At 53.5% G+C, this 21,274-nt stretch carries 20 protein-coding genes and 1 pseudogene; 15 read left to right on the plus strand and 6 right to left on the minus strand.

Annotated features, from left to right (window positions below; genetic code table 11):
• Nucleotides 1-79: 79 nt before the first annotated feature.
• Both ACR3ZL_RS10655 and ACR3ZL_RS10660 read right to left on the minus strand, forming a co-directional pair.
• Nucleotides 80-1,333, minus strand: a complete 1,254-nt coding sequence (locus ACR3ZL_RS10655) for a DUF1559 domain-containing protein (protein ID WP_486173437.1) — start codon at nt 1,331-1,333, stop codon at nt 80-82.
• Nucleotides 1,334-1,755: 422 nt separating this feature from the next.
• Nucleotides 1,756-2,691, minus strand: coding sequence for an AraC family transcriptional regulator (locus ACR3ZL_RS10660; protein WP_486173438.1), 936 nt, complete (start codon nt 2,689-2,691; stop codon nt 1,756-1,758).
• Nucleotides 2,692-2,945: 254 nt separating this feature from the next.
• On the opposite strand from ACR3ZL_RS10660, the gene ACR3ZL_RS10665 reads away from it, so the two are divergent.
• The 6 genes from ACR3ZL_RS10665 (at nt 2,946) to ACR3ZL_RS10690 (ending at nt 10,536) form a co-directional block, all read left to right on the plus strand.
• The gene (locus ACR3ZL_RS10665; protein ID WP_473653172.1) at nt 2,946-4,031 is read left to right on the plus strand and encodes an L-rhamnose/proton symporter RhaT; all 1,086 of its coding nucleotides are present in this window, start codon (nt 2,946-2,948) and stop codon (nt 4,029-4,031) included.
• A 129-nt stretch (nt 4,032-4,160) separates the two neighbouring features.
• On the plus strand, nt 4,161-7,508 hold the full coding sequence (locus tag ACR3ZL_RS10670) for a glycosyl hydrolase (protein WP_486173439.1): 3,348 nt from the start codon (nt 4,161-4,163) through the stop codon (nt 7,506-7,508).
• Nucleotides 7,509-7,576: 68 nt separating this feature from the next.
• Nucleotides 7,577-9,097 (plus strand): L-arabinose isomerase family protein, encoded by a 1,521-nt coding sequence (locus ACR3ZL_RS10675; RefSeq protein ID WP_473653169.1) that lies wholly within the window; start codon nt 7,577-7,579, stop codon nt 9,095-9,097.
• A 24-nt stretch (nt 9,098-9,121) separates the two neighbouring features.
• Nucleotides 9,122-9,601: a hypothetical protein gene (locus ACR3ZL_RS10680; protein ID WP_473653168.1), complete on the plus strand. Its 480-nt coding sequence runs from the start codon at nt 9,122-9,124 to the stop codon at nt 9,599-9,601.
• Between the two features lie 43 nt (nt 9,602-9,644).
• A complete protein-coding gene (locus tag ACR3ZL_RS10685; RefSeq protein ID WP_473653167.1) occupies nt 9,645-9,887 on the plus strand; it encodes a hypothetical protein in 243 nt (80 codons plus the stop codon).
• Nucleotides 9,888-10,239: 352 nt separating this feature from the next.
• Entirely contained in the window at nt 10,240-10,536 is a 297-nt protein-coding gene (locus tag ACR3ZL_RS10690) for a hypothetical protein (RefSeq protein WP_473653166.1), read from the plus strand.
• 128 nt (nt 10,537-10,664) lie between these two features.
• On the opposite strand, the gene ACR3ZL_RS10695 is transcribed toward ACR3ZL_RS10690, so the two are convergent.
• Nucleotides 10,665-10,847, minus strand: a complete 183-nt coding sequence (locus ACR3ZL_RS10695; RefSeq protein WP_473653584.1) for a phage integrase N-terminal SAM-like domain-containing protein — start codon at nt 10,845-10,847, stop codon at nt 10,665-10,667.
• 104 nt (nt 10,848-10,951) lie between these two features.
• Between ACR3ZL_RS10695 and ACR3ZL_RS10700 the strand changes: the two are divergent.
• From ACR3ZL_RS10700 to ACR3ZL_RS10735, 8 genes and pseudogenes are all read left to right on the plus strand, one after another.
• Nucleotides 10,952-11,467, plus strand: a pseudogene (locus ACR3ZL_RS10700) (IS30 family transposase); the annotation flags it as partial.
• 173 nt (nt 11,468-11,640) lie between these two features.
• Nucleotides 11,641-12,117, plus strand: a complete 477-nt coding sequence (locus tag ACR3ZL_RS10705) for a hypothetical protein (protein WP_473653165.1) — start codon at nt 11,641-11,643, stop codon at nt 12,115-12,117.
• Nucleotides 12,118-12,428: 311 nt separating this feature from the next.
• Entirely contained in the window at nt 12,429-12,593 is a 165-nt protein-coding gene (locus ACR3ZL_RS10710; RefSeq protein ID WP_486173440.1) for a hypothetical protein, read from the plus strand.
• Between the two features lie 403 nt (nt 12,594-12,996).
• Nucleotides 12,997-13,365, plus strand: coding sequence for a hypothetical protein (locus tag ACR3ZL_RS10715; RefSeq protein ID WP_473653164.1), 369 nt, complete (start codon nt 12,997-12,999; stop codon nt 13,363-13,365).
• Nucleotides 13,362-13,550 (plus strand): DUF2997 domain-containing protein, encoded by a 189-nt coding sequence (locus tag ACR3ZL_RS10720; RefSeq protein ID WP_473653163.1) that lies wholly within the window; start codon nt 13,362-13,364, stop codon nt 13,548-13,550. Before ACR3ZL_RS10715 ends, ACR3ZL_RS10720 begins: the two co-directional genes overlap by 4 nt.
• A gap of 83 nt (nt 13,551-13,633) precedes the next feature.
• Nucleotides 13,634-14,053: a hypothetical protein gene (locus ACR3ZL_RS10725; protein ID WP_473653162.1), complete on the plus strand. Its 420-nt coding sequence runs from the start codon at nt 13,634-13,636 to the stop codon at nt 14,051-14,053.
• A gap of 415 nt (nt 14,054-14,468) precedes the next feature.
• Nucleotides 14,469-15,332 carry a LamG domain-containing protein gene (locus tag ACR3ZL_RS10730; protein WP_473653161.1) on the plus strand — a complete coding sequence of 288 codons (864 nt, stop codon included), beginning with the start codon at nt 14,469-14,471 and terminating at the stop codon, nt 15,330-15,332.
• Nucleotides 15,333-15,637: 305 nt separating this feature from the next.
• The gene (locus ACR3ZL_RS10735) at nt 15,638-15,934 is read left to right on the plus strand and encodes a hypothetical protein (protein ID WP_473653160.1); all 297 of its coding nucleotides are present in this window, start codon (nt 15,638-15,640) and stop codon (nt 15,932-15,934) included.
• Between the two features lie 97 nt (nt 15,935-16,031).
• Here ACR3ZL_RS10735 and ACR3ZL_RS10740 read toward each other — a convergent pair whose 3' ends face one another.
• Genes ACR3ZL_RS10740 through tnpA form a run of 3 tightly spaced genes read right to left on the minus strand, consistent with a single transcriptional unit; the run spans nt 16,032 to nt 20,499 of the window.
• A complete protein-coding gene (locus ACR3ZL_RS10740) occupies nt 16,032-19,598 on the minus strand; it encodes an SIR2 family protein (RefSeq protein WP_486173441.1) in 3,567 nt (1,188 codons plus the stop codon).
• 2 nt (nt 19,599-19,600) lie between these two features.
• Nucleotides 19,601-20,038, minus strand: a complete 438-nt coding sequence (locus ACR3ZL_RS10745) for a hypothetical protein (RefSeq protein WP_473653158.1) — start codon at nt 20,036-20,038, stop codon at nt 19,601-19,603.
• A complete protein-coding gene (gene tnpA / locus ACR3ZL_RS10750) occupies nt 20,035-20,499 on the minus strand; it encodes an IS200/IS605 family transposase (protein WP_473653157.1) in 465 nt (154 codons plus the stop codon). Before tnpA ends, ACR3ZL_RS10745 begins: the two co-directional genes overlap by 4 nt.
• A 368-nt stretch (nt 20,500-20,867) precedes the next feature.
• Here tnpA and ACR3ZL_RS10755 point away from each other — a divergent pair, with 368 nt between their 5' ends.
• Nucleotides 20,868-21,266, plus strand: coding sequence for an HIT family protein (locus ACR3ZL_RS10755; protein WP_473653156.1), 399 nt, complete (start codon nt 20,868-20,870; stop codon nt 21,264-21,266).
• The last annotated feature ends 8 nt before the right edge of the window (nt 21,267-21,274 follow it).

Here is a 21,274-nt window from a genome sequence, read left to right on the forward strand (position 1 = left end):
CCAAACCAAAGATACCCAGTCCCGATGAACGGAGACTGGGTATTCGTTGTTTTCATATCGATCGGGGTGAAATCGTTGGTTAGATCTCGGTGTCGACCACCTCGCGAGCGGCACGCGTCCCGAGTTCGCCCCACACCCCGAACGGACTCCCGCTTCCGGGCGCAAGATAATTGTGAACGGTCACTTGGGCTGAGTTCGAATTTCCCGCGTCGATTGAATCGGTGATGAACTTAATAGCTCCGTCGCCCATCAGCACATGAGTCCCACCTTGATGCCGACTCGATGTGGAAACGATTGTTTCTTCGTGCTGGTTTCCATGGACACACATTTCGGAGTTGGGTCCCAAGATGGTGTGGAAACCAGTGTAAAGAATGATCCCACACATCCATTTGTTGCCACGGACTTCTTCGCTGTTGTTGAAAATGCCTTCATGACCGGATGGTGGAACGCTGTTCCAGAACTGAGGTCGGGTCGGGTCGATGCCTTCACGACACCGAAGTGCACCACCAACATTCCACTGTTGAGCGGTCCGTCCAGTGCTTCGCCGATAGATTTGAGAACGAATGTCGTTGTCACCTAAGTCGGTGATGATTTCACCACACATGATTGTGTTGGAAAGTCCGTCTAGAATGTCGCGAAACTTCATGTCTTTCCGGTAAACGAAAACGCCTCGGGCAGCTGCGCTAGAGTAACTCGCACGCGATAAGGTTGTTTTGCCGTTACTGTCTTCGTACGCATCGTTCTCGCGAGAGCAGGAGTGGGTTGAGTCGCCCATGCATGCGGCGTAGTTCGTTCGGCCCAGGCTTGGCAACCCACGGCCAGGATCGCTTGGGCATCGAAAAGCTGATATATCGGTCATCCAGGGTTCGTACGGATTGTCGGTCATCGTCGCGACCGAAGCGCTCGGCAAAGGCCCCATGGCCTGCCACACGCCTCCGCTGGAGGAGACGTAAGGGTTGCTGATCTGCTCCCAAAGCGCTTGCTGCTCGATGAACGGAGTGATCCCAACCATGAATGAAATTCGGTTGTAACTGTTGCCGCCAGGGCTAGCGATCGTCCCAACCGTACTGTGCCCGCCACCTGTGCTGGAACCCGTCCCTGTACCTTGCACAGGCAATTGATCGTAGGCAGAATGGTAGTTATGAATCGCCAGGCCGATCTGCTTGAAGTTGTTACTGCAGCTCATTCGGCGAGCCGCTTCCCGAGCGGCTTGGACGGCGGGCAGCAGCAGGCCAACTAACGCACCAATGATGGCGATCACGACCAGCAGTTCGACGAGAGTGAAGCCGATTCGGCTTCGACGAGAGATGGAGTTCATACGAAAAACTTTCATAGAAAAAGAGTAAAGAAGGATTCGGCTTGAGCGGCGCTGGCGATGGCTGCCACCGATGACAGGTCGCCGCTACTCCGATAGCTCGGTCTGAGCCATCGGATCATCTGGGTCCAGCGCTAGGTCACCGTTTTCCTCGACATACGCTTTCATCTCATCAAGATCGGACGTCGAATTGCCCGACGAACCGCAGCCCAGCTGGCAAACTAAAGCGAGAAACAATGAAACGCACAGCAACCGGAGGTACATGCAAATAAACCTTGAGAAGAAGGGTAAGTGGAGAACACAACCGAAATGCCGGACGCGGGTACTGATTTTAGCAATGGCTTTAAAGTCAGAGGCTGTGAATGACCCCTTGTTTTGCGGCATTTTGATTGGTTGCGTGTCGCCGGTTTTCGGTGAATCCTTGCCGTAAGTCTCAGCTTTCAGTCAGACGCTTTTCGATTGTGTTTGCGCAGCGAATCGTCGCGATACTTCGACGGTGGTCGCTGAACATGCTCGAGGAACGCCACTCGCATCCTCTCTTCACTTGGAAAGCCAGCCAGATGAGCGATTCTTTTTACGCCCAAATCGGTTTCGCGAAGCAAGCGTTTTGCACGGCTGAGCCGACATAAAGTGATTTCTTTCAACACACTGTGCCCGACTTCGTCTCGGAAGTGTCTTTCCAGCACACGTCGGCTAACGGAGAGTTGGTTTGCGAAACGTTGGACGGTAAACGCATGGTGGCTGTGTGTCCAAATAAGATCCAGGGCCCGTTCGATCAACGGATCTTGGATACGCTTCCCATGTGCGGTGTCATCTCCGCTGGGCAGGGCGGTCGAGTCCGTCGTGCTCTCGATCACGGTCCCCACTAGCGCCATTGCCTGGAACGACAGCAAGATAGAGTTTCGGTTCGGAGTGGCATGCACCGCATCGAGAAATCGGTCGAAGGCCTTGATCAAACGGGACGGTCGTCTGGCCTCGCGTACGGCTCTTTGTGTTGAAAGTAATTTCTGATCGAGTAGTCGGTGTGTAGTGGCACCGTTGAGCGAAATCCATCGCTCAGTCCAACCGGTTTCTGGATTCGGGCGATATCGATGCCAAACACCGGGAAACAGCGTGATAACCGATCCTGGTGTGACGACGACTTTTCCGGTTTCTTCGGATTCGAAAATCCCGTCGCCTTCCGTGATCAGAATGATTTGAAATTCAGGCAGAACGCGGCCGCGCGCCCATGAGAAATCGTAGAGTCCGGGGTGTCCCTCACTAGGATAAGAGACGCCAGGGGGGACTTCGCCGCGACCGAGTCCGGTGACGTAAAGGCCCCAAGACATCGCTGCATCATTGATCGGCAAGTAGTGATAAAACCCATCGGCAATCATCAGAAAAGTTTCCCGCGCAACGAAGTGTTTGAATCGGATACTTAAATCGAAAAACTGAAACCATCACGACATCAACCAGGTTTGGTTCAGCCGAATCGTAGCCGGATGAGGTAATGCATCATGACGAAACCGGGAATCTTCTGGAATCGCATTTGTCGCATAACAAGGGGTGTTTTTCAGTGCTGTTTCACCAAGCCTACGTTAACCTTTCGCTCATGACAAACCATCTATTCGTTCGGAAAGTTTGACGCTGCATGTTTGCTGGACCGTTGCTAGGAGTGCTGCTGCATGCGATTGGTGGGTTGGCGGCTGGAAGTTTCTATGCGCCGTTGAAGAAGGTGCGCCGTTGGAGTTGGGAAAGCTCTTGGTTGGTGATGGGCGTCGCCGCTTGGCTGGTCACTCCATGGACAGTGGCGTGGATGACCACTCCGGATTTGATCTCGGTATTGACCTCCGGAGAAACCGAGGTGATCGCGGCGTGTGTGGGGTTTGGCTTGCTGTGGGGCGTCGGAAGCTTGGCGTTCGGTTTGTCCGTTCGTTACTTAGGAATGGCTCTAGGCTACGCCGTCGCACTGGGGTGCTGCATGCTTTTCGGGACGCTGATGCCGCCCATCTTCGCTGGTGAGTTTAGCGAGATCGTGGCAAAGGTGTCAGGCAAAGTTATCTTGTGCGGGATCGCGACCTGTTTGGTTGGCATCGCGATTTGCGGATGGGCTGGTATGAAGAAGGAAGCCGAACTGGCCGCTTCGGCCAATGGCACACCGAGCACGGATCGCGACTTTTCAATCTTGAAGGGATTTGCGGTCGCTATTGTGGCTGGCATCTTGAGCGGGTGTTTCGCATTCGGCTTATCCGCTGGGAAGCCCATCGCGGACTTGGCAATAAGCACAGGAACTGAGGCGACCTATAGCAACAACGCGGTGCTGGTGTTGATTCTGCTTGGCGGGTTCACCTGTAACGTCGTCTGGTGCCTCGCGCTAAATTTCAAGAATCAAACGTTTGGTGACTACGTCGGGATCGGCCAAGACGACAGCGACCATCTCGGAACTGATAAACGGTCTCTGGTTCGCAACTACGGACTTTCCATTGCCTCAGGGCTGATCTGGTACGGGCAGTTTTTCTTTTACGGGATGGGAACGACGAAGCTGGGGGAACAATATGAATTCTCGAGTTGGTCGATCCACATGGCGTTCATTATTGTCTTCAGCAACCTGTGGGGGATTGCGTTTGACGAATGGCGAGGTACCAGCACCCGGACCAAGGCCACTGTTTGGATCGGATTGCTGACTTTGATCGCATCCACTGTGGTGATTGGATGCGCGAACTATTTGTCGCTATGAGATTTCCGCTGACTGATTTTCTCGTTCGCGGGCGCTGTAACGACACGAGCCAATGACATTACCAACGTTCACCACATTGCCGCCGATCGAGATGTTGTGGTCCGTTCTTGAAAACCTTGAGCACCTTCTATGTTGAATCAATCGATTTCGTCTTATGTTTCTCGTCGAGCAACCTGGCTTTGCTCGCTTGCTGCGATGGTGTTTTTGGGCATCGTCGCTACCGTTTGCCCGGCGTTGATCGCGGGTGAAGAGTGGCGGAGCGGTTTTCGGTCGCCGCCGCATGATGCGGGAATCCGCGCGTTTTGGTGGTGGCTGAATTCTAACGTTACGCGAGAATCGATCACGCGTGATTTGGAGGAAATGAAAGCCAAGGGGTTCAATGGAGCATTGATATTTGATGCCGACGGTAGCTCGCAACGTGGGAACGCTCAGGTTCCCGCCGGTCCGGCTTTTGGTGGCCCGGAGTGGACGAAGCTGTTCGTGCACGCTTGCCGTGAAGCCGAACGGTTGGAATTGGAACTGAGCTTGAATATCCAGAGCGGTTGGAATCTAGGCGGTCCTAAAGTCACAGCGGCCGAAGCGACGCAGCGTTTGGTGTGGACGGAGACACGGATCGCCTCCGACGAACCCAACGCTGCCGCCACACCGAAATTGCCGGTTCCGCGATCTGGAGAATTTTATCGTGACGTCGCCGTGTTGGCGTTTCCGACGCCGCTGGATGATGCGATGTCTTGGTCAGTCGGTGCAACGTCATCGCAACCGGGGCGTGAACCGGCGATGGCCTTCGATGCCAACGACAGCACATTCTGGGTTTCGAACTTAGGGCCAAGTCCTGAATCGCCACAGGCGTTGACTATCCAAATGTCGGAAGCCACCAACATCAGCGGTCTGTCGTTTTTGGGACGCAAGGGTTTTGGGCCACGCCAAGCGGTTGTTCAGATTTCATCCGATGGAAAATCGTTCCGTACGATTCAGCGAGTTGCGGCCGAAGACGGAAAAATCGTTAGGGTTATGTTCCCGGCAGAGCGTGCCAAGGCCATTCGATTGCAGTTCTCCGATGCGTTCGATACTCACCCGGTCAATGGCAAGGCCCGCAATGTCCAAGTGGCCGAAGTCTTGATCAATGGCGTCACTTCCATCCCAAGGCAAGCCAAACGACCAATCGCTAAGTTGGATCTAAAGAGCTCGACTCGGGAACTGGGGATGTCTGCACCCGATTGTCGTTTCTTGCTCGATGCCGATCCGGATCTGCCGAGTGACTGGATCGTTCGCCACGAAACGATCCTTGATTTGACCGAACGGATGAATGCCGATGGAACGCTGCGATGGCAACCACTAACCGGCTCATGGACGGTTATGCGGATCGGGCACACCAACACGCGGTCTCACGTCTCCACGCAAAGTGCCGGATGGGGCGGACGCGTTTTGGATTATATGAACCCCGATGCGCTGGATGCCTATTGGGGTCGCAACGTCGAGCCGTTGATGGTGGCAATCGGACCAATGGCGGGCACGACGCTGCGTTATGTTCACACCGATAGCTGGGAAGGTGGAGGCATGAATTGGACGCCCGGCTTCGCGGGATTTTTTGAATCCAAAATGGGCTACGATCCCATTCGCTACCTGCCGATCCTTGCCGGTTGGGTGATCGATGGCCGCGAACCATCCAATGCTTTCCTGGCGGACTTTCGAAAAGTGATTGGTGATCGGATCGCCAACCACTATGGTCAATTAGCCGACTTAGCGGCCGAGCATGGCATGGGGACGCATCCGGAATGTTCCGGGCCGCACGCGGGGCCGATCGACGGATTGAAGAATTACGGTCGCAGCGAATTGATGATGAGCGAGTTTTGGTCACAGTCGCCGCATCGGGCTACGCCCCCGAATCGTTTCTTCGTTAAGCAAGCCGCCTCGGCCGCGCACACGTATGGTAAGCGTTTGGTGGGAGCCGAAGCGTTCACGACAATTGGGCCTCATTGGAACGATATTCCGTGGTCGTCGATGAAGCCGAGTTTCGACCACGAGTTTTGTTCAGGCTTGAACTTGGTCTTCACTCACACCTTCACCGCCTCGCCCGCCGAAATGGGCACGCCTGGGCAAGAGTATTTCGCCGGTACGCACTTCAATCCTCAAGTGACGTGGTGGGATGAATCACCCGCGGTCATCGACTATTTCCGTCGTTGTCAATTCTTAGCTCAACGCGGCCAATTCATCGCCGACGTCGTTTATTACTACGGCGATCACATTCCCAATATCGCGACGCTGAAACAATCCGACCCCGCCGGGGCCCTTCCTGGCTTTGATTTTGATTTTCTAAGCGAAGAGCAATTGCTTGCGGACTTAGAATTCAATGGGGATCGGTTGACGTTGCCGTCTGGCATGCGATATCGATTGTTGGTGCTGCCCGACCATCAAATTCTTTCGCTCGAAGCACTGCAAAAAGTCGAACAACTGGTTCGCGGCGGCGGTTCGGTTCTGGGGATGCGGCCCAACCGCAGCGTCAGTTTGAAAGGTGGTGAGGCAGCCGGGAAAAAGTTCCAAGAGATTGTGGATTCATTGTGGGGAAGCGACGCAGATCAACCGGCCAGCGGGATTCGTCAAGTCGGTTCGGGCCGAGTCGGATGGGGCATGGCCGCTCGCGAGGTTTTGGGGCGTTCGAACGTTCGAGCAGACGTTGTTTTCGAGAGCGAGCAAGATTCGTCGACGCTGGATTGGATTCATTACCAAATCGGTGAAACGGACGTGTACTTCGTTTGCCAAACCGCGAACACCGAAATTACCACCGACGCGATTTTCCGTGTGACCGGGCGAGTTCCAGAATTCTTTGACGCGATGGACGGTTCCGTTCGCGAGGCGTCGACCTACTCAACCGACGATCGATGCACGAGGGTTCCTTTAAAGTTGGAACCGTTCGGAAGCCTGTTCGTGATCTTCGATAAGCCATCGAGCGGCGATCGCGCCCAAGGCCCCAACCACACGACTTACCAAACGCGGCAATCCGTCGATGGCGTTTGGGAAGTCACGTTCGATTCGAATTGGGGCGGGCCGGACGAACCGGTGCGTTTCAAATCACTGAGTGACTGGACGGCTCACTCGGATCCTCGGGTTCGGTATTACTCGGGAAAGGCGGAATACCAAACCAGGTTCTCAGTTGACGAGTCATTGCTTTCGCAGACGCTTTCGTTGCGGCTTGTCGAAGTCAAAGATGTTGGGATCGCACAAGTGAAGCTCAACGGGATCGACCTGGGCACGGTGTGGCGACCTCCTTTCCGAGTCGATGTGGGCGATGCGATTCGTGCTGGCGAAAACGAACTGAACATCTTCGTGGTCAATTCGTGGCGCAACCGTTTGATCGGCGATCTTGATCAGCCGCGATCGAAACGCGTCACTCGCACGAACGTGAAGGTCGATTCCAGTTGGAAGCTCGAGCCCTCAGGACTGCTCGGTCCGGTGACTCTCGACGCCATCGTTGACTAGTTTCGCATCGACACCTCAATCGACTCAACACAAGCACCACGTTCTTTATTTAACTCGACAAGCCATTCATGTCTGATTTCGTACCGATCAAGCCTGCAAAGAAGCCTCGCATTGGACTCTATTCCGTCGGTCACTCGCACTACTGGGATCAGTTCGAGGGGTTGCTGGATCGATTGCTTGGTTACAACCAATTCCTCGAATCGAAAATGAGCGTCCACGCCGAGGTGGTTAATGTGGGCATGGTCGATGGCGAGTCAGGAGCTCGGCAAGCGGTTGAGCAGTTCAACGCCAACAATGTCGATCTGTTGTTTTGTCATGCGGCCACCTATGCGATGAGTGCATCGCACATCAGCATCGCGAGGCAGTCGAATTGTCCGATTGTTGTGTTGAATCTGCAACCGACTGCGGCGATGGATTACGAGCGGACGACGACGGGCGAATGGTTAGCGCATTGTGTTGGGTGCTGCGTCCCGGAAATCGCCAATGCTTTCGAACGCAGTGGTGTCGAGTTTCATCTTGTCTCCGGTTTACTTGGTTTATCGCAATCGCCCGAAATCGCACTCGCCGATGAGAACACGGCCGACCATCCTGAAGCGATCGCGGCGTGGACCCAAATTGAGGATTGGATTCGTGCGGCGGGCGTCACGCGAACGCTGCAAGAGGGGCGCATGGGATTCCTAGGACACACCTACCCCGGGATGTTGGACATGTACAGCGACTTCACGATGATGAGTTCCGGAACTGGGATGCACGTGGAAGTTATGGAGATGTGCGATCTGGATCAGCTAACGCAATCGGTGAGCGCGAAGGAAGTCAGTGCGAAGCTTGAACAGGTCGAATCAATGTTCGTCCTTAGCGAGGATTCACCGGCAGACCCGCTTGCCCGCAAGCCACGGCCCGAACAACTCGATGCCGCCTGCAAGGTAGCCGTCGCCCAGGAAAAACTCGTGCGAGAATTTGATCTCGATGCGCTGACGTATTACTACCGTGGGCGCGAAGGCAACCGGTACGAACAGTTGCAGGAAGCCTTGATTCTGGGCAATTCCCTGCTCACCGCTCAAGGCATTCCGTGCAGTGGCGAAGGCGATATGAAAACCGCCGTCGCGATGAAGATTTGCGATCTCTTGGAAACCGGTGGCAGCTACACGGAAATCGTCTCATCGGACTACAACCACGGCACGATCATTATGGGCCATGACGGCCCGTTCCACATCGCGATCGCTGAAAGCCGGCCGGTGCTTCGAGGGATGGGGTTGTATCACGGCAAGTGGGGTACCGGAGTCAGTGTCGAGGCCACCGTGCGGAAAGGCCCTGTGACGCTGCTCAATCTGACTCAAACGGGAGATGGAAAGCTGCGATTCATCGGCAATGAGGGTGAAGCGATTGAGGCTCCGATCTTGAAGATCGGTAACACGATGACGCACGTGAAGTTTGATCGCGGGCCGAGCGAGATGATGAACGACTGGTTCCGGCTGGCACCGACACACCACGGGGCGCTGGCCGTCGGCCATCAGATTCGGAAGCTCCGCAAAGTAGCCGCCTTGATGAAGATTGAATGGAAGAACGTTTCAAGAGCCAGCTGGTTCTGACGCGAAAAGATTCCGTTCGTTGCAATGCAGAACTCCCACCGGTTCACGCAGTCGGCCGAGATCGTTCAGGCGATTGCTCGCGCGATCGATGAGGGCAAGCAGCGACGAGGCTTCGCCGTGATCCTGAGGTTTGTTGTGCAGTTACCCGTGGAGCTTGAAAAGCTGTTTGTCTCGGTGAAGCACACACTACCCAGTCGAGAGCAATTGCTTGAGGTGGCTGCGGGCATCGCAACGGAGGACAGTGAGATGCCTGAAGGCAATCAGCTTGACGCCGTCTTGGATGCGGCGGCAGGCTTGACGAGGTATGAGGCCGAAGGGGCGTTCAGTCTATCACTGGTTCGCGACGGTCGGTTAACCCCTGAATCGATCTGGGAACTCAAGACTCAGGCGGTCGAGAAGTCGGGCTTGCTGAAGATCCATCGTGGCCACGAAACCTTCGATTCGCTCGGCGGTCTCGAAGCGTTTGTGATTAAGGTTCGTGGGCCTCAAGAGACGCGAGTTTGACATGATTCGGCTACTGTAGCTAAACTGTGGCAGGAGAAAAATCATGCCCATACAAACAATTCAGACTGAACTTCGCGACTTCGTCCAGTTTGCTTCTCAGCGTATGGCGGGTGGTGCCGAATGTTCTTCATTGGAGGAACTCGTCCAACAGTGGCGCAGCGACAGCGAGTATGCTGCCACCGTCGTCGATGTGAACGATGGAAGGAAGGCTGATGCCGCAGGGCAAGCAAAGTCTGTTGACGAAGCCTTTGCCGAAGTTCGCAACAAGTTGGGCATTCGCTCTTGAGCCGTGAGGTCAAGATCTTGCCGCGAGCCACGATTCAGCTTTGCGAATCAGCATCGTGGTGGGCTGAAAACCATAGTGTGGATCAAGCCGCTCGGTGGCTGTCTGAAATTGAGTTAGCGATTCGTGAGGCCTTGGCGAGTCCGCACCACGGCATCCACTCGCACGGGAGTCAGACGCCTTCGATTTCCCGCTTCATCAAATGAACTTCGGTGTTTCTCGCAGGCCCACGCATCGCGTTCTATTCTCGTTCGATGACGCTCGTGTTCTTGTTTATGCAGTCCGCCATCTCTCGCAGACTGACGTGACATCCGACAACATAGAGTAGTGTTGCGATACATATAGGTGCGTGCTCATGATCGATGAAGTCGAGAAAGCGTTCGCGGGAGCATCCGATGGCGGAACCAACGACAGTGGCGTGTCGTTGCGGATGATTGATCAAGATCTGCGCCATGAACCCGGCAGGTCAGAAAGAGGGGGGCTTGCTGTGGGCGGTTGCTCTCGCGACTGCCCGTTTTTGAGTCCTGGAATCTCTTCTTTCCCAAACCTTGTTCGCCGTGCAAAGAAGCGAGAGACGCAGTCGAAGTCCTACCGCAAAGCGATCCAAGAAATCGAGTACAATCTAGGCCTGAAAACCGAAAACCTAGCCTGACCCCCGCGAAGCGTTCCCCTGACCCCCGCGAAGCGTTCCACGGGACGGGATTCACTGGTTTTAACTCGCACTGAATTGATGAACCTAACGTCCCGGCTGAGCACCTCCTCGTAGAAAAACTGCAGTGCTTACAAAGCTTGGTTTTGAGTGCTGGCGGTAACCGTTCGCGTGGCAGCCAAATAGGTTAGGAAGTCAGCGATTTCCGGCTCGCCGTATCGCTCCAGTCGCTCGTCGCCCAGGTGGCGAATAAATCGAACGACCCAGCACATATACGCTTGCTCGGCGCCGATGGAATGGTGAAGCACTCGCAGGCGAGTCCGCGTCCCCTTTACCTCTCAGGTTCGTCTTCTGGCCTTCGCCCGGCGTTCCTTTCTCCAGCAACCAACCTTTGGTCTTCTGCCGAGACGGGACCGGAGTGTCCATTCACGACCGGCCGAAGGTTGCTAGTAACCGCAAGCGAATCGGGGATTGGGAGCTTGACCTAGTGGTGTGCAAGAAGAGTACCGGCTACTTGGTCACGGCGGTGGATCGGCTGACGGGTTACGTCTTAATCGGCCGGTCTAAGAACAAGCATTCACGCAGGGTGATGGACACGATTCGAAGCATGTTTCGGGGCATACCCTTGAGCCGGATCAAGTCGATGACCTTTGACAATGGCACTGAGTTCTTCTACCACCGTCTGCTGACTCAGTGGTTCAAGGTGAAGGTGTATTTTGCTGATCCCTACTGCAGCGGCCAACGCGGCACGAACGAGAACACCAACGGATTGCTACGTCAATACTTTGCCAAGGGAGTCGACTTCAGGTCAATCAGTTGGCAGCAGGTCGCTAAGGCTGCTATGCTGCTGAACGAACGACCTCGCAAGCGTCACGGCTATCAAACACCCGTGTTTTTTCCAGTGATTTCGCGAGAAATTGCGTTTCAGATTTGAATTCACACGTAGGCATAACAAAGCCATGCACGCGGAGCACGCGATCGGCCGTTTTTGACATGGTGGCCTTACTCGCGCGTGCCGGATGATGGCCGCCGTTCGCCAATTGAAAGAACCCGAACTTTGTTTGCGAGATCGCGCATAACTCGTGATCGCGTGGGCTCTAACTTGGCATGAGCAACACCAACCCTTTCACGCCTCCTGCGTCTGAGTCAATTACGCCCGCAGCAAGCGGCGTCGGGGAACACAATCCGCTTGAGAGTGATACGACATTCTCACGTCGCTTTGCCACGCCTGCACTTGTAACGACGGCGATTGTCGCAATGCTTGGCATGCTTTCACTTTTCACAATTTCAGACCCCATGATCGGTGCATTCTTTTTCCTACCGTTTTCATTGGGTCCTTTGGCGATTACCGGATTTCTTGGCTGCGTATTGACTGCAAGGCTTCTCCAGTGGATTCTTGCATCTAGCTCGATCGTCTATGGTATTTGGTTCACGTTCATGTACGTTTCGTGCGTCACATCGACGAGTTCAACTGGTGCACTCGGCTTTCTCGTTATCGGACTCTACTCGCTGCCGGTTTTGTTTATCTTCTGGATCGCAGCGTGGGCACTGCAACTGAATTCACGAGAAACTCATCGGGTATAGGGGGAGAACCATTCCGTGCACCGGAGCGGCGTCAGCGAGTATCCTGATGGTTAGTTTTTCTTTCGCCGCCCGATGACGGCGGACGTTCGGCGGCTGAATATATCATGACGACGAGTGAATCACACGATCAGCGAGCGCGAACTCCACCGTCATTGGAAACTAGCGGGCGCTCAGGATTGAATCGAACGTTCTGGCTGCGAAATGTGTCCTTGTTTCTGTTTGGCTGGTTCGGCTCATTCATTTTGGGTTCTACGCTTGCGATAAACAACGTCACTGGCCTTCGCGGGCCGGCTTCGCGGAATAATCCGTTCGTGCACACAAACCAGGACTCTGCGGATCTTGCCGTTGTGTGCATCTTGGTTCTAGTTGCTGCGGTTGCCACGGTTGCCAGCGTTCAATGGAAAAAGACAAGAGCATTGGCCGGAGGTGCGTGGCTCGGCGTCCTGTGTGCCATATTGATGATCAATCTGCGTTAGTTGCCACGCCGAACCATGCGATTTAACGGAGCCGGGCTTGCAAGGTTTCACGAATGGAAAGTCAAACGTCCCGGCCCGCTAATCGCAGACGACTATGAAGTGTTTGGTTTGACCAGTGGCGACTGGCCACTTTTTTGAGTTTGTTGATTACATGGTTCGGTGTCGGTGGTTTGGCAGCTTGAGCGACTGAATGTAAATCGATTGACGAGTCCGGGTCGGTATTATGCGACTATTCGAGGCTGCAGCGCGATATATGGGGAACCTTTGTATGTTCTCTTGCGTCCGCCAGGGTTGCAGTGGCAGCTAGCTAAATTCCCTAAGGTTTTGCGCTACATATAGGTGACGGTAGCGACGTAGCTACCGCGACTACCTATTTCTCGTTTGAAAAAGCGGAGGTGCGGCGATGTCGCATGTGGTGCAGATTGAGACCCAGGTTCGCGACGCTACGGCGGTGCGGGCTGGGTGCGTTCGGCTAGGGCTCGATGAGCCGGTCGAAGGCGAGGTGAAGTTGTTTAGCAAGACGGTGTCCGGGCTTGCGGTGCAGCTTCGCGATTGGCGGTATCCGGTGGTATTTGACTTGGCCTCGGGCCAGTCTCAATTCGACAACTACCAAGGGCATTGGGGGAATCAAGAACGTCTCGACGAGTTCCTGCAGGCCTACGCCGTCGAGAAAACGAAGATCGAAGCCCGGCGTCAAGGCTACTCCGTTATTGAGCAACCGCTTGAGGACGGATCGATCAAACTTGCCCTCACCGTCGGAGCGGCAGGATGAAAACCATCGAAGTCATCGTCAGCCCCGACGGATCTTCGCGGGTCGAGACGAACGGGTTCACCGGATCGGATTGCCGACAAGCGAGCGAGTTTATCGAACACGCTCTTGGCTCGCGATCAAGCGAGCGCTTGAAGCCTGAGTTCCATCAGGCAACCACGGAAGCCCAGCAACAAGCCCGGCAGTGATCCTTCACCGATCACTGACCGGGCTTTTCTTTTGTCTATTCACAAACCCTTTTGACTATTCACAAACCAACGGAGAACAGTCCATGACACTGAAACAACGTCTAAGTGAACTCGTCCGGGCCTGCTTTGCAGGAATCTGGATCGAGTCTCACGAGCATCAAGACGCGATCACCGAGCTGGCGTCGCTCTGTAACGAAGAAGGCTGGAGACTCGTTACGTGGGATATCGAGCGAGGGTTGCGTGGTGCGAGTGGTTCGCCACTGGAGGTCGAGGCCAACGATCCGCTCGCAGCGGTGCGGGCGATCGCTTCGCTGGCCGACGGAGACACTCCTTCGATTGTCGTGCTGCAGAACTTCCACCGGTTCATGCAGTCAGCCGAGATCGTTCAGGCGATTGCTCGTGCGATTGATGAAGGCAAGCAGCGACGAGGCTTCGCCGTGATCCTGAGTCCTGTCGTGCAGTTACCCGTGGAGGTTGAAAAGCTGTTTGTCACGGTGCATTGATTCGGCTCCGCGGGAGCGTCGCCCTCCCGTGTTGAGCTTGGCCAGTTGCGTCCCTGCCTGAAGACCGAAACCGGTGAGTGCGAGGCTCCAGCCGAGCAATTGGCGGTGAATCAACTCCGCCGTTGAGATCCAAGAAAGGTGCGGTGCACCCGATAGATGAGAAAGAGGAGTTGTTGCCTTGTTCTAGTCGGATGCTAACGCAATCGCCAGTTTATGAGTCCTGAAACCAGTCTTTCCCTGGTGCTTTTACTTCCTCGATTTGGAACTTGAAGTCGTGCAGCGGTTGCGGTTCCGATGGGGGGTACCGGATGTCTCGGAGGCTATCTATGGTTTACGCCAGATATTTCGGAGGCTTGCTCTAAATGATTAGCCGTAGTTTGCAGTGTCCTCCAACTAACTCACACACATATTCCGAATGTTTAATTTAGTTCCAATCACCGGCGTCGCGGTCATGCTTTTCGTCGTCGCCACGTCGAATGCGCATGCGGACTTGGTCACTGGCTTAACCCATTATTGGGACTTTGACCATTCAAGTGGTTTAACGCTCGACGACGACGTGGGAGCAAGTGACGGATCGCTTCAAGGGTTTGCGGCTCCAGCATGGACATCAGGCAAGTTCGGAAATGCCCTATCGTTTGATGGAGCGAACGATCAGGTGGCTCTCGGCGCAATCACAGCAAGCGGAAATCAGGTCAGCATAGGTGGTTGGGTGCGGCTGAATCACCTGCCCTCATCTTCGTCATCGTCTTTCGAATCGCTCTTCGGTTCCCTGCCAAATACGTTTCTCCTTTATGCTGACCGCGCGAATGAAGAGCTGCGTTTCAAGGTTGTTGATCAAGAAGGTGACGCTGCGCGTCCTGGGATACCTCAGGCTCAGCTTTCGGTCGGGGAATGGGTTCACATCGCGGGTGTCTATGATGGCGCCAACGACCGAGCTTTAATCTACTTGAACGGAAGCCTAGTGGATCAGCATGATGGATCGGATTTTACTTCGGGCCCGCTGACTGGTGATGTATTGAACGGCCCGGATTTGTACTTCGGCAGTGGCGGTGGGGATTTGTTTCTGTCGGGCGCATTAGACGATTTCGCTGTTTGGGATCGAGTACTAACGCCTTCAGAGATCTCGCTGTTGCAAACCGGATCATTGGGGCAGCTGACTGCCGTCCCCGAGCCATCGTCCCTGTTGCTGCTGGGTGCGGCCAGCTTAGCGATTGTGTCATCTCGAAAACGGAGGGCTACTCAGCGCAAATATCTACGATGTGCACGTTCGGACTGGTAAGGTCTGATTGGCTAGCGGGTGTGTGACTCCCGCGTGGTTAACTGCTAGCCAGAGGCCCAGTGTCGAGTGTTGCAGCGGCGGTATAAGACCGGTTGGTTGAAGTGTACGCAGGAAGGTAAGGTGGGGCAGGAATCAGCAACCATTTATTGCACCAGAGCGGCAGTAGTTATTTGCTTACCGACCAAGATCGGTGCCATGGACCCTGCAGGTGAGGAAAAGGGTCTGTTGCCCTGTTCTAGGCGTATGCTCGCGTAATTGCCTGTTTTTGAGTCCTGGAGCTTTTTCTTCTCTATAGGTGCGTGCTTATGATCGATGAAGTCGAGAAAGCGTTCGCGGGAGCGTCTGGTGGCGGAGCAAACGACAGCAGCGTGTCGTCAGGGATGATTGATCAAGACCTGCGCCATGAACCCGGCAAGTCAGAAAGAGGGGGGCTTGCTGTGGGCGGTTGCTCTCGCGACTGCCCGTTTTTGAGTCCTGGAATCTTTTCTTTCCCAAACCTTGTTCGCCGTGCAAAGAAGCGAGAGACGGAGTCGAAGTCCTACCGCAAAGCGATCCAAGAAATCGAGTACAATCTAGACCTGGAAACCGAAAACCTAGCCTGACCCTCGCGAAGCGTTCTCCGATTCATCCGCCGGGTTCTTCAGCTCGACGACCGCCAGAGGCAAGCCAATATTGGAAACCAAAGTACGTTAGAGGAAGTCAATTCCTGACATCCGCGACGTATCGACGACCGTGTCTTTTTCCAGCTTGTTCTAGCACCTTTGTAATTGCGAGCGAGGGACTTGAGATCGCAAGGGGAAGCAACTTCTCCTTCACAAACCTATCTGTGGCGATTGCTCCAAGTAGGTGCCCGTCCCAATTAAGACGTTCTGTCCGACTGAGATCTGCAAGCAAAATCGAAATCGCGTCCGGACTTAGATCATCCGTGGATAAATCTCCAAACATTCGGGGCAGTAGTCGCTGAAGCGCGTGGCGATGCTTGCCACTCTCATGGTTGAATTTGTGTAGGAACTCCGATCGTTTTTCGTCTGGCAGATGGGCTGAAAACAATAACGAAAGATAGTAAGTTAGCCAGTAGTTTTTAGCTTCGACGATCCAATCCAACCACCAATCCACATCCCCGATATGCACTTCACCGATCGAGCTTTCGACATTGTTGAAAGGCTGAAGGAGTGCGAGCGCTAAGTCAAGATTTCGGAGCTTCAATAGGTCGATGAACAAGTCTTCGCGACCGATCCATTCTAGCGGAACGTCCGAAAGTAAATGACAATTATCAAATCTGTTTCTTTCTGCATCCCGTTCCCGAAGAGATTCTAAAGCTTCAAAAACACCATCGGATTGATCCGCACCTGTCGTCGTGAGAAGTACGGCCCGAAATACGGGAGAGTACTGGGCAGCTTCCTGCCGAACGTATTCCGCAAGATCAGATCGGAATTCGCAAATGACGCGAATTGCGTCAATGGGAGAATTCTCGTCTTCAGTGCTTGAAAGCGCCATCTTGATTAGACGGTCAATGTGCTGACGTTCAAACGGATGCCAAGAGAGAACAACGTCCTTGTTGAACTTGCCAATAAAGTAGATGGCCGATGACGCCCTATCTATGCCAAGCAGCAACAACTCAGCTGCAAGTTCAAGTCCCTCCGTGGTTCTTCGATCCTGCAATTCGGTTGCCAAAACCCTGCCGCGTATTTCGGAAACGCGATCTGATTCGAAATCTGCAAAGAACTTTTCTCGAAGAATTGATAACGGCATCGAAGCGACTATTGAACTCACGCCGCGGATAAGCCCACGTGCTGCTTCGTCATTTGATTCCACAATAACCTCGTCTGAAACTGAATCGACGAGTCTCACAATCCGGTCTAAGTCGTCTGTACCAACCAAATCCCGTAGAGGTGGCGCTAAACCATTCACGCAGAAATTGAAGTCGTTTCGATGTTCAACTAACAAATCCAACATTTCATCTTTGACATCTTTGCCTCGAATTCGAATTAGACGCTGAGCAGCAGCTCCTCCAATTGTGTTTCCGGCTGCTATCAGCTTCCGAAGCTGCGGTTCGTGAACGGCAGAAATTGGCAAGTTATGCTCAATCAGCCAATTGATTCTCCCAAATTGATTTAGCGACGGAGCAAGTTCGGCAACTCTATCTAGCATTTGCGCAAGCACATCGTCTCGGTTGTGGTCTAGATACTTTACGGCGGCGAGTCCGAGTTCCAGATCTGTCCGCAAAACGTCTGATACGAATCTTTCTTCGAAATCAGCGGGGAGAAGACTTAGCGTTAAGAATAATGCTTGATCCCAACGATACAGCGAAAGTTTTTCTTGGAGTATTCCGGGTTCTGCGACATAGACCTTTGCCAGCTTCTTTGCGGCAAGGAATTCCGTCAACGATTGGTGAATAAAGGCAATGCGCCCGTCAGAGTATGGAGCAACCACTTCTTCGGACACTAGCCAATTGACGACATCAGTTGGTTCAACGTTGGCTTCCGCACCTGTTTTCCGAAGCTTGGTCAAGAGCATGTTGACTGAAAACGTTTCTTCACCACGATCCAACGCTTCGTAAGCACAGCTCGACAACACTGGTTGTATGTCAAGGTTCGATGAAAAGCGTTCGCTAAACCGATTCTGGATGCGGGAGAAATACTGATCGTAGAATTCACGCGGGTTCCCTGTTTTGGGTAGGTCGAGTTTACCTTCGACGATGTATCGAAAGAAAAAAGGTTTTCCTAGCAGACCTACCAATTCGTGGTCATATGCGGGGTCAAGCACGACACCAATGCGCATGAGTTCGCTACGGACCGTATCTCGGTCAATCTGTTCGAGATAATAGGTTGGCCAATTCAACTGCTCAAGACCATCAGTTGTTCGCGAACCGATAATCACCGGCGTAGTACCAAGTGAATCTAGAAAGTTCCTCAAATCATCTGCATATGCCCCGCTCTCCCAGTGGTCTTTCGGCATTTCATTAAAGGAATCCAAAAAGACCCGGAGCCGAACTTTGTTGGACAATTCGTCCACACTCAAACCAGAAGGCAATGTGTTGTCAATCAAGTTGCGAAGACTCCCTCGGTAGGATTTCATGTCAGCAACGACCGGAACAACGATTGAGCCGACATCTAGCTCTTCAGAAATGCAGCAAGCGTGCAATTGTTCGGCAATTTCGCTGGCTGCAATGTTGAGCGAATACGTTTTGCCTGCGCCTGGAAGCCCAATGAAAATTGCGCACTTTGGAAATTCTTTTAGAAAGGTACTGACTGAGCAATAGCTAAATCTGTCAAAGGTACGGCTAGTGGACGGACTGCGTTCCCGTTGCTCTACGTGAATAGCGAATTCCGAATCTACTCGTGGGTACCTGACAAGTCGCGCTGAATGGCGAACAAGTGACAAGGCGAGACTGTCAGCGTTCATGGAATGCCCGTTTGGGGCTTCTACGGACTTAGGAGCATAGGAATCAAGGAGATTCAATAGAGGGCTATGGTCGCGTCTGCCATCCGGCAATTTATTGGTCTCGTATCCGACTAGGTGAATTCCGTAGTTACGTCTCCAATACCGCACTTCAGCGTCTTCAATATCAGACATCACTGCATAGTGGTCTCGTGTTCCACCTTTGTATGTATTCGCGAGCAAGTCACGCAAATACAAGAAGTCCGGGTCTCGCAGTCCGAAACCCAGATAGACAACTGGTCTTGTCGCCAATATTGTCTTCAAGGCTTCGAGCGCAAAGTGACGCTCGCCCTGTGGCAGCAGATCACGGTACTGTTCGCGAGTAAGAATTATGCTGTCGGCATCTGCAGCATCACCATGTGGTTTGAAGACAAAGTTCGTAGCACGAGCGGTTACGATGTTGGCCGTTTCGGTTAACTGACGGTTAGTGATCGCTGGCGGAAAAAAAACGTCCGGCTGCCATTGATTCAGTGCTTGCTCGATCAAGTTGTCGTAATTAGTCGTTATGTAACACCGTGCGTTGAATGAAACGAGTTTCCTGTGAATATCATGTGGCTTTGCCACGCCATATTTGCACGCTGACCTAATGAATTCGCCAATCTGCTGTTTCGTAAGCAAGTCGAAACCGTAGCTTGCTGCCTGTAGCAATTCCCCTTTGCCTTTCTCCGAACGAACTAATGAAGCGTCGTTCCCAGCCTGTTCTACGTAGTCCACGAGCTGGTCGATCAAGCCTGACCATGTTGGAAGTCCTGACCAAAGCGAAATGCCTGAACCAACGAAAATCACAACATCTTCTTGTGCAAGCGTCTCTCGCAGCTTTTCCATTTCTATACCCCAATAACCAAAGTGCCACTCTTCATGGCGAGACTTGACTGTGGTAGGTCGTGGATCGCCGCCTGCCGTTTTTCGGACTTGTGAAATTTAGTGGCTAACTCGCTGGTCAAGCACTCCATCTTTTTGGCGAAGGGGATGCCGTCGTCTTGCACCTTTTCGGCGTAAGCGACGCGATCGGGCGTGAGCTGGTGAGTCCCGATGGGACGGCATGGTGTAGCCACGGGTGTAAACCCGTGGGCTAGTGGACGAATACAGTTGCGCAGCCCCGAAGGGGCGACATGAGTTGGTTGCGTCGGCTTGCCTGTCGTCCCTTCGGGACTATTGGCAGGGATTTGTTCTGGATCCCAAGGGCTGACGCCCATGGCTACAGCATAACGCCACTTCGTGGCTAGATGCGCGTGACGCGACGTGGCCGGTTGCGTGTCGATCAATCGATGACCTCCTGCTCGAAAACGTAACGCATGTCGAATTCGATGTTGTGCTTTTTCAGAATGGCGAGGAATTCCTCTTCAAACGTTTTCTTTCGATGATGTTCGGCTTGGTTTGCGATGTATTCGGCGACTGCAGGCATCTGTGATTCGCTTACTGAAAACGCGGCGTAACCCGATTGCCATTCGAACTTTCGTGTTACGTCGGATCGCTCGTTGATCCACTTGGACGAGTTCGACTTGATCTTTCGCAGCACATCTGAGATTGCGATGGTTGGACTGAGCTTCACCAACAGATGAACGTGGTCTTCGACGCCTCCGATTTTCAGCAACGTCCCCTTTTGGTCGCGGACGATGCCCCCGATATATCCATAGAGGTCGTCTTGCCATTCGGAACGGATTGTGGGCTTGCGGTACTTCGTGCTGTAGATGATGTGAATCAACAGATTGGTAAAAGTTGACACGCTATATGCCCCTAACCAGCGTCATATGCCGAATGTTTTTGTGTCCATATCCTGCCAGTTGATTCCTTGTCCGAAATCGTTAATACGGCAACTTCAAAACCGGATTCACGTCTGAAATCGCAGCAGGCTGCTATACGTGATCTTGACAATCGAGTCAGACAAGCTGCTTCACCCATAGCCCCTTGGCCAGTTGCATTTTGAATCGCTTGATCTTAGGGTGCGAGGAGGGCCCAGGCAAGCAGGGAGAGGGGGTGGCATGATTCGGTGAGTGTTTTGCCTGGTTAACGCACTCGCCTGCCGTGATGTGCTATGCAGGATTGGGGAGGCTGAAGATCATTGACGTTGGAAACGCAGCATTGAGTTATGGTATGGATCGCTCTTCGTTTTTGAGTGTCGACGAAAAGGATTGGATCGTGGCGAACGAATTGGCGTTCGCGTTTCTCGATCGTTTTCCGGTGACATGTGGACATTCACTGGTGGTGACGCGGAGGGTTGTGCCAACTTGGTTTGAGGCTTCGCCAGAAGAACAAGCTGCGCTGATGGGCTTGGTAAATGTGGTGAAGGCACATCTGGATGAGACGCTGGATCCCAAGCCCGATGGGTGCAACGTCGGGTTCAATTGCGGTGAGACGGACGGCCAAACAGTGATGCATGTCCACGTTCATGTGATCCCTCGTTATCCCGGCGATGTTCCGGATCCGCGCGGTGGCGTTCGATACGTGATCCCGGAGAAAGCGAACTACCTCGTTGACGAGGTGCCGGCATAGGCAGAGAA

Source organism: Rhodopirellula sp. J20-39, assembly GCF_057365095.1.